Genomic DNA, 7,488 nt, shown 5'->3' on the forward strand with positions numbered 1-7,488 from the left:
TCCAGCTCGATCACCCAGCGTCTCCCTCCGGTCGGCCGCCGCCGCCCTGGCCGTCACCGCCCCCCAGGCCCTCGCCGCGACCACCACCCAGCAGACGCTCGGCGCACCGCCCTCGGGCTACGTCCGCGACCAGTCCTTCCACGGCACGGCCGGGGCTTTCGTCCGGTGGCTCCGGGCGAAACGATCAGGAATACGGGCATTCGTTCAGACCGGGGGCAGGGTCGCTCCCCAGATCGAGGTCCACCGCCGCGACATTTCCCGTGAATCCCTGGTTCGGCGTATCGGTCCAGTACCAGATGGTGCCGCCTCCCGCGTGGGCCCTTCCGGGTCCCCAGCACGAGAACCGGAGGGACTCGCCGGCGGCGACCGTGTGGGTCTTCCGGGTTGCGTAGTCGCGGTCCGCGTACAGCACGACCCCTGCTCTGGCAAAGGTGCAGTACAGGAAACTCTGGCGGACGGCGCAGGAGGCGCCGTTGACGGGCGGCGCGCCGGAATCCGGCGTGTCCGCCTTGTCCCGTGGGCTCGGGCTGCCACCAGGCGTGGCCACTCCGCCGGAAGCCGCTCCCGGCGGCGCCTGTGCGCCGGTCGTTCCTCCCGGGCCGCCGCTGAGGGTGGCGCTGACGACGCCGAACACCCCTCCGCCGATCGTGGTGACCACGGCGGTGACCAGAGCGATCTTGCCCGCCTCGGACAGGCCGCCGAACCACTGCCGTGCCCGCCGCAGGGCCGACGTCCTCGGCGGTGAAGTCGGCGCCGCGACAGAGGAGTTGGAGTCCGGTGACGGGCCCGGGTTGTTGCCGGGGGATGGCGGCGTCAAGGACAAGGGGACCTCCTGGCCCTCCGAAGGCGTGGCCGACCCGGGCGACAGTAGAGCATGCGGGTGACCCGGACCACACGACGAGGTCAGGGCCCCGCGGCCCGGTGAACCTCCCGCTCCCGCGCGCCCGCAGAAGGCCTCCGGCGACACGGCCGACGGGCTCCGCCGCGCCGGTCGGAGGCCGACGGCCGCCGGCCCCGGAGCGTGCGTCACCAGTGCGCGCGGCGCTCTCCGCTCCGCGGAAGGCACCGCGCCGTGAACTCACCGAAACAGAAGGACCGTTCCCCCCTCCGCATCACATTCCGACCGCCCGCCATATGCACTCGTTCCCTGGACGAAGTGATCGACGGGCGAAGAATTCCATGTCGCGGAGTGTTGTTGCAGCACTAGGATCCATGGCGTGGCAACAAGACTCGTGCAGATCAACATGAAGGCCCAGGACGACTCGGCACTCGGCCGGTTCTGGGCGGAGGCCCTCGGCTGGGGCATCGACAGCGAAGCGCCGGGCGTGACCAACCTCGAACCCCTGGGCTTCGCGTACCCCGACCCGGTGGCGGTCTGCATCGACATCATCCGGGATCCGGCACCCAAGACGGTGAAGAACCGGGTGCACCTCGATCTGGCCACGACCTCGGCCGCCCATCAGGCGGAGCTGGTGGCACGGCTGAGGGACCTCGGTGCGACGCCCGCCGACGTCGGCCAGGGCGACGTGCCGTGGACGGTCATGGCGGATCCCGAGGGCAACGAGTTCTGCGTCCTGGACCCCCGTGCGGTCTACCAGGGCCTCGGGCCGGTCGCCGCGGTGGTGGTCGACTGTGCGAACCCGCGGGAGATGGCCCGGTTCTGGGGCGGGGCGACGGACTGGACGGTGCACGAGGTCACCGACGGCCAGGCGACCATGCGCTCCGCCGAGGGCGTCGGCCCCTACCTGGAGTTCCTCCGGACCCCTGACGCCAAGACCGTGTGGAACCGCGTCCACCTCGACGTCGCCCCCTACCGCGGTGACGATCCCGCGGTGGAGGAGGCCCGACTGCGTACCCTCGGCGCGACCGACCCCGGCATCGACCAGTCGGCGATCTCCTGGCGGATCCTTTCCGACCCGGAGGGCAACGAGTTCTGCCTCCTCTCGCCCCGCTGACCCCGGCGGGCCCTCGCGGACCCGGCCACATCCGTCGAACCGGCCGGCGGGTCACCGGCCGGTTCGACGGAGCCCGGAACGGGGGCTACCGGACGGCCCAGAGCGTCAGGGCGCCGAACAGGACGAAGGACACGAGGAGTTGCGCGAGCATGGCGGGCGGGGCCGCCTCGCCCTCCGGCTCGCCCTTCTCGTTCGCCTCGGTCAGCCGGCGCGCCAGTTCCCTGCGGTGGCCGACCGTCCCTGCCAGGATCGACAGCACCGCGAACGAGTACATGGCGAGCACGGTGGCCGCTTCCATGTGCTTCGCGTGGTAGCTGCCGACCCCGAAGAGGGCCATCAGGAGCGGTGCCAGCGCGGTGCTGGTCCGGTGCGTACGGGTCGGCATTCCCGGCACCAGGAACGCCCAGAACGTGGCGGTCACCAGGACCGCGAGCCACCACCACGACACCGCACCGAGTCCCAACGGATACACCGCGCACCCCCTCGCCCCGGCCGTGGAGCCCACGCCGGACGCACGCTCCACGGCACTACGCCGTCACGGCCGTCACGGCCGTTCGAGCACGGCCGATCACGGACAGCCTAGCGAGGGCCCCGCCGGGCCTGCCTGCGGAGGTGCGCCGGCCGACGACCGGCCGCCGCCGGCGGTCAGCAGGCGCCGACGTGGAGCGAGCTGATGTTGTCGTTCCGGTTGTACTGGGAGGTGTTGCCGCGCCAGTTGCCGACGGGCCAGGTGGCGCCGTCGCGGTTGATGTTCAGCCAGGTGCACCACAGCTTCCCCGTCCGGTTCCAGACCGAGGAGACCTGGTCGTTGAGGTTGAAGTCGCCGAGGTTGTCCGAGCCGGTCTGGAAGCGCGCCATCCGGCCCCCGCCGTCGACGTGCTCCCAGACGCAGAACCAGTCGACCGGGCAGTCCTGGTACGCGGTGACCGACCGGTGCTGCTCGGCCGTCGGCCCGGAGCCTCCGGCCGGTCCGGTCGCCTGGGCGGTGGGCGCGGAAGCCATGAGGCCGGCCGCGACGAGTCCCGGCGCGGCGCAGAGTCCAGCGAGTCGTCGCATGGAGTTCGGTCCCTTCCTCGATCCGGGCAGGGCCGGGGCGTCCGGCCGTTGCCGCCTTCCGGCGGGGGAGCGCCGCCCTCCGGCTGGCGCGGTCCCGTCGACGTCGGCTGAATGCCCCCGGCCCGCGCGGCGGTAACCCGAAACACCTGCTTCCCCTCGAACGAGCGATTTGTCGTCACATCACATGGAATGGCTCCCCAATGGCGCCGCAAACCCCGGGAATTCGCTTTCCCCGGAGGCCCCTCCGGGCGAGGATCGCGCCCATGGAGAACACTGCGGGCCTGGTGGAGCGTCTGACGGCGGCGGCGCGGACGGCGCGGGCCCCGGAGGCGGACCGGGACGGGCACGCCTACTGGGCGCTCGTCGAGGAACTGGCCGTCGGCGCGGGCGGGGAGGAGCCCCTGCGCCTCGGCTCGGCGCTGCTGGATTCCACCGAGCCGCTGGAGCGGGAGGTGGGCTGCGACCTGGTGGCGCGGGCGGCCGACGGGCACGAGTCGGTGCGAGCCGGGGCGGCCACCGCCCTGATCGCGCTCGCCGGGGCGGAGACGCGGGCCGATGTGCTGGAGTCCCTGGTGACCGGCCTGGACCGCACGGAGGACCCGCGCGCCCTTCCCGTCCTGCTGCGGCTGGCCCGGCACGAGGGTGCCGGCGTTCGGCGCGGCGTCGCCATGGCGCTCGGCTCCGTCGGCGGCGGCCGGTCCGACGGGGAGGCCGTCCGGGTCCTGCTCCGGCTCACCCGGGACGAGGCCGCCGGGGTCCGCAACTGGGCGGCCTTCTCACTGGGCACCCAACTGGACCACGACACGGCCGACATCAGGGACGCGCTGTGGAGGTGCGCCGCCGACGAGGACGCGGAGGTGCGGCACGAGGGCGCGCGCGGCCTGGCCCGGCGGCACGACCCCGGGGCCGTACCGCTGGTCGCACACCTGCTGGAGGCCGACGGGCCCGAGGCCTTCCTCCTGGAGGCGGCGGAGGTCCTGGGCGCGCCCGAACTCCTCCCGGCGCTGCGGGCCCACGGGCGCGACGGCGCGGGGACCGGCGAGGCCGTCAGCGCCTGCGATCCCGCCCGGCGGGCCCGGATCGAGGGCGGCGCCTGGGCGGTCGTGACCGAGCTCGAACGGCTCCGCCCGGGCATCGGTGCCGCGCTGGTGTCGCCCCGCCACGAGTCGGTGCACCACATGTACGTGACCCTCCGGGACTCCGGCGACACCGTGTACGACGCCGCCGCGCTCCTGGCCCGCGCCGACGGGGCGCCGACCCGCGCCGCCGAACTCGTCCTGTCCGACCTCGCCGCTCCCGCCGGGTCCGCCGGCTCCCGCCCGGAGCCGGCGGAGTAGGCCCCGGCGTCGGTGGAGCGGGCCCTGCTCCGGTGGGGCGGGGCCCGGAGCCGCCCGCCCGCCACTCACCTCCACGCGGCCCGGCCGGCCGCTGCGTCAGAGTGCGGCGAGGCGGTCCACCAGGAGTTCCACCCGGTGCGCGGTGTGCTCGGGCGGCAGTCGGCCCGCGCGCGTCAGGGTGGCCAGGCCGTGCAGGGCGGCCCAGAACGTCTCGGTGAACAGCCCGGGGTGGACACCCGGCCCGGCGACCTCGGCGAGGCTCTCCAGCAGGGCGGCGAACGCGTCCTTCAGCGGCTCGGGGGTGTCCTCCCGGGCGAACGCCAGGCCGCCGTCCAGCCGGAACATCGCGTCGTAGACCGCCGGGTTGAGCTCGGCGAAGCGGAGATAGGCGAGGGCGAGCGCGGTGACCCGTCCGTGCGGGCCGTCCGCGGCGGCGGTCGCGGCCCGCAGCGCGGCGGCCATCTCGGCGGCCCCCTCCAGCGCGACGGCGCCGATGATCTCGCGCTTGCCCCGGAAGTGGCTGTAGAGGACGGGCTGGCTGTACTCGATGCGCTCGGCGAGCCGACGGGTGGTGACGGCGTCCCAGCCCTGCTGCTCGGCGAGTTCGCGGGCCGTGGCGACGATGAGGCGCTCGCGGTCCGCCCGTTCGCGCTGCTTGCGTTCCTGTACCGACATGAGCTGATCCTAGCACTGCTAGACAATCGAGCGGCAGTAGTACTAGCGTTGCCTCATCAGCTAGCGGCGCTAGATTCTCGGAGGGGTCATCATGTTCAACGCACTGGAGGTGCTCGCCACCGTGCTCGTCGGCCTGATGGTGGGGGTGGAGCTCTCGGTCGCCTTCGTCATGAACCGGATCTTCAGGGCGCTCCCCGAGGACAGCGGCCTGCTCGCCCGCGCCCACGGCGGCCGGATGCTCGGCGCCCTGATGCCGGTCTGGTACTTCACCTCGCTCGCCCTGACCGCGGTCTGGGCCTTCGCCGGCCGGTACGAACCCGGCGCGGGCCCGGTCGTCGCCGCCGGGGCGCTGCTGGTCCTCAGCGTGATCATGTCCGTCCTGCTGCTCGTCCCGATCAACAACCGGGGCAAGACCTGGACCCCCGAGAACCGGCCCGCGGACTGGAAGGACCAGGCGAACCGCTGGGACCGCTACCACTACGCCCGCGTCGCCGTCATCACCGCCGCCTTCACCCTGCTGGTGACCGCGCTCGTCTGACCCCGCGGAGGGCGAGGGCCGGGGCCGGCGGGCGGGGGCTGATTGTCGGACCCCGTCGGTAGGTTCCTGTGCATGACCTCCGTGAACACCGTGGCCACTCGCGTCCTGCACGACCGTCGGACCGCCGCTCCCGGGCCGGCCGCCGAGAACCGCTCCCGCGGCTCCGCCGGCACCGTCGAGGTGGTTCCCCTGTGGGCGGCGCCGTGTGCCCCCGTGCTGCCGGTGGGGCACGGGCGCTGACGGCGCGGGGACCGGCCGGGCGGGGCTTCAGACCGCCGAGTCGAGCAGGTCGGTGCCCAGGGGGGTGACGGTGTGCAGGACGGTGGAGCGGTGCCGGTGGCTGGTGAGCAGGCCCGCGCGGCGCAGCACGGCGGCGTGCTCGGACGCCGTGGCGAGCGAGACGCCGAGGGTGCGGGCGAGTGAGCCGGTGGTGGCGCCCGGGCCGGCCGCGACCTCCCGGAGCACCGCGGCCCGGGTGCGCCCCAGGGCGGCGGCGAGGCCGCCGTCGTCCGGCCGCCGGGGCGCGAACGGGTCGGGTCTGAGCGGGTCGTACGGCACCGGGTAGGCGATGGCCGGGCGGCCGACCGGGCCGATCAGCGCACGCGGGGCCGGTCCGCAGAAGAACAGCGGGACGAGCGTCAGGCCGCGTCCGCCGAGGTGGACGTCCCGTTCGGCGGCGGAGCGCACCTCCAGGACGGGCGGCCGCCAGCGGACGGCCGGGTGCAGTCCGGACAGCAGGGCGTCGACGCCGCCGGTGGCCAGGGTGCGGGTCCGGGCCGCCCAGTCGGCCTCCAGCAGGGCGCGGATGCCCCGCTCGTACGGGGCGAGGGCGCGCGCGTGGTAGACGGCGAGCGCCCTGGTGACGGCGTCGAGCGCGTCCCGGTCGCCGTCCGCCAGACGGCGGACCCAGCCGGGCGGGCGGGTGCCGGCGCGGCGGTGGCGGTCGAGTCCGGCCAGGCCGGCGGCGATCCGGCGGGCCGGGCCGGCGGCCACCGCCCCGGCGCCGTCCGGTTCGCACGGTTCGCAGGGTTCGCGGTGCGGGGCGAGGAGTTCCGGCACCCAGCCGCCGGGCGGCACGAGCGCGTCGAGCAGGTCGAGTTCGGGGCCGCGCCGGCGGAGGACCTGCCGCCGCCAGTGGTCGAACCGCAGCGGCTGGTCGGTGCGCCGGAGCAGCTGCAGGCTCAGGACGGTCTCGCCCGGCCTCGGGGCGCCCGGCGGGGCCAGGACCACCCGGGCCAGGTCCTCCGCGGTGAAGTGGATCCGCAGCATCATCCGGCTCTTCCCCCTCGGTCGCCCCTTGTTGTCCCGTCAACTGACGTGAACACCGCAGATCGAGAATGATCGAGTGGGGCCGGTGAAGCTACTGGTGGGTTTCGGTTCTGGCCGAAACCCGGTGCGGTACGAACGGGAGCTGACCAATAGTCGATTCATCGCCCGGGTCACGGGTGCTGACGACAAGGAGTCATTACCGATGCGCATCTTCGCCAAGGCCGGACGGACGGCCGCCGCCGCCCTGATCGGCGCCACGCTCTCCGCCGGTGTCGTCGGTCTCGGCGCCGGCAGCGCCGCCGCCGCGCCCCTCGACTACACCACCCCGATCAACACCCCGACCTGGGCCCAGGGCAAGAGCTACAACTCCGCCGTGGGCGGCAGCCAGATCGGCATCCTGGTCGCCTCTTCGAGCACCTACTCGTACTGCCAGGCCAAGGGCGACTCCTACAGCGACCTCGGCTACTCCAACAACTGGTGGGTGAACACCGACGACGACTCCGGCCACCTCCGTGCCTGGGTCAGCGCGGTGTACTTCTCCGGCGGCCCGAACTGGGGCCCGATCCCCAACCTGCCGTACTGCTGGCCGGGCGGCAACAACCCGGCCGGCTGACACCGCCGAGCCCCGGACCGGACGGCCCGCCCCCGGGCCGTCCGG

10 protein-coding genes are annotated in these 7,488 nt (G+C 74.0%); 5 read left to right on the forward strand and 5 right to left on the reverse strand.

All coding sequences use genetic code 11. From position 1 onward, the window contains the following. Positions 1 to 184: 184 nt before the first annotated feature. A complete protein-coding gene (locus ACFCX4_RS32835) occupies positions 185 to 823 on the reverse strand; it encodes a hypothetical protein (RefSeq protein WP_376150524.1) in 639 nt (212 codons plus the stop codon). A 394-nt stretch (positions 824 to 1,217) separates the two neighbouring features. Between ACFCX4_RS32835 and ACFCX4_RS32840 the strand changes: the two genes are divergently transcribed. Further along, positions 1,218 to 1,955 carry a VOC family protein gene (locus tag ACFCX4_RS32840; RefSeq protein ID WP_376150526.1) on the forward strand — a complete coding sequence of 246 codons (738 nt, stop codon included), beginning with the start codon at positions 1,218 to 1,220 and terminating at the stop codon, positions 1,953 to 1,955. Positions 1,956 to 2,040: 85 nt separating this feature from the next. Here ACFCX4_RS32840 and ACFCX4_RS32845 read toward each other — a convergent pair whose 3' ends face one another. Continuing rightward, positions 2,041 to 2,427: a hypothetical protein gene (locus tag ACFCX4_RS32845; RefSeq protein ID WP_376150528.1), complete on the reverse strand. Its 387-nt coding sequence runs from the start codon at positions 2,425 to 2,427 to the stop codon at positions 2,041 to 2,043. Between the two features lie 173 nt (positions 2,428 to 2,600). Continuing rightward, positions 2,601 to 3,011: a peptidase inhibitor family I36 protein gene (locus ACFCX4_RS32850; RefSeq protein ID WP_376150530.1), complete on the reverse strand. Its 411-nt coding sequence runs from the start codon at positions 3,009 to 3,011 to the stop codon at positions 2,601 to 2,603. A gap of 263 nt (positions 3,012 to 3,274) precedes the next feature. On the opposite strand from ACFCX4_RS32850, the gene ACFCX4_RS32855 reads away from it, so the two are divergent. Beyond that, positions 3,275 to 4,348: a HEAT repeat domain-containing protein gene (locus ACFCX4_RS32855; protein ID WP_376150532.1), complete on the forward strand. Its 1,074-nt coding sequence runs from the start codon at positions 3,275 to 3,277 to the stop codon at positions 4,346 to 4,348. Positions 4,349 to 4,444: 96 nt separating this feature from the next. On the opposite strand, the gene ACFCX4_RS32860 is transcribed toward ACFCX4_RS32855, so the two are convergent. Next, entirely contained in the window at positions 4,445 to 5,023 is a 579-nt protein-coding gene (locus tag ACFCX4_RS32860) for a TetR/AcrR family transcriptional regulator (RefSeq protein WP_376150534.1), read from the reverse strand. Between the two features lie 91 nt (positions 5,024 to 5,114). Here ACFCX4_RS32860 and ACFCX4_RS32865 point away from each other — a divergent pair, with 91 nt between their 5' ends. Both ACFCX4_RS32865 and ACFCX4_RS32870 read left to right on the forward strand, forming a co-directional pair. Then, positions 5,115 to 5,561, forward strand: a complete 447-nt coding sequence (locus ACFCX4_RS32865) for an anthrone oxygenase family protein (protein WP_376150536.1) — start codon at positions 5,115 to 5,117, stop codon at positions 5,559 to 5,561. 72 nt (positions 5,562 to 5,633) lie between these two features. Beyond that, positions 5,634 to 5,801 carry a hypothetical protein gene (locus ACFCX4_RS32870; RefSeq protein WP_376150538.1) on the forward strand — a complete coding sequence of 56 codons (168 nt, stop codon included), beginning with the start codon at positions 5,634 to 5,636 and terminating at the stop codon, positions 5,799 to 5,801. Between the two features lie 27 nt (positions 5,802 to 5,828). Here ACFCX4_RS32870 and ACFCX4_RS32875 read toward each other — a convergent pair whose 3' ends face one another. Beyond that, positions 5,829 to 6,833 (reverse strand): ArsR/SmtB family transcription factor, encoded by a 1,005-nt coding sequence (locus ACFCX4_RS32875; protein ID WP_376150540.1) that lies wholly within the window; start codon positions 6,831 to 6,833, stop codon positions 5,829 to 5,831. Positions 6,834 to 6,954: 121 nt separating this feature from the next. Between ACFCX4_RS32875 and ACFCX4_RS32880 the strand changes: the two genes are divergently transcribed. Beyond that, positions 6,955 to 7,443, forward strand: a complete 489-nt coding sequence (locus tag ACFCX4_RS32880) for a hypothetical protein (protein ID WP_376150542.1) — start codon at positions 6,955 to 6,957, stop codon at positions 7,441 to 7,443. Positions 7,444 to 7,488: the final 45 nt, after the last annotated feature.

Source organism: Kitasatospora sp. NPDC056327 (assembly GCF_042261735.1).
GTDB lineage: Bacteria > Actinomycetota > Actinomycetes > Streptomycetales > Streptomycetaceae > Kitasatospora.

Excerpts from the sequence above, each read along its gene's own strand:
- ACFCX4_RS32850 (WP_376150530.1), bottom strand. The coding sequence starts at position 3,011 with ATGCGACGACTCGCTGGACTCTGCGCCGCGCCGGGACTCGTCGCGGCC.
- ACFCX4_RS32855 (WP_376150532.1), top strand. The coding sequence starts at position 3,275 with ATGGAGAACACTGCGGGCCTGGTGGAGCGTCTGACGGCGGCGGCGCGG.
- ACFCX4_RS32860 (WP_376150534.1), bottom strand. The coding sequence starts at position 5,023 with ATGTCGGTACAGGAACGCAAGCAGCGCGAACGGGCGGACCGCGAGCGC.
- ACFCX4_RS32865 (WP_376150536.1), top strand. The coding sequence starts at position 5,115 with ATGTTCAACGCACTGGAGGTGCTCGCCACCGTGCTCGTCGGCCTGATG.
- ACFCX4_RS32870 (WP_376150538.1), top strand. The coding sequence starts at position 5,634 with ATGACCTCCGTGAACACCGTGGCCACTCGCGTCCTGCACGACCGTCGG.
- ACFCX4_RS32875 (WP_376150540.1), bottom strand. The coding sequence starts at position 6,833 with ATGATGCTGCGGATCCACTTCACCGCGGAGGACCTGGCCCGGGTGGTC.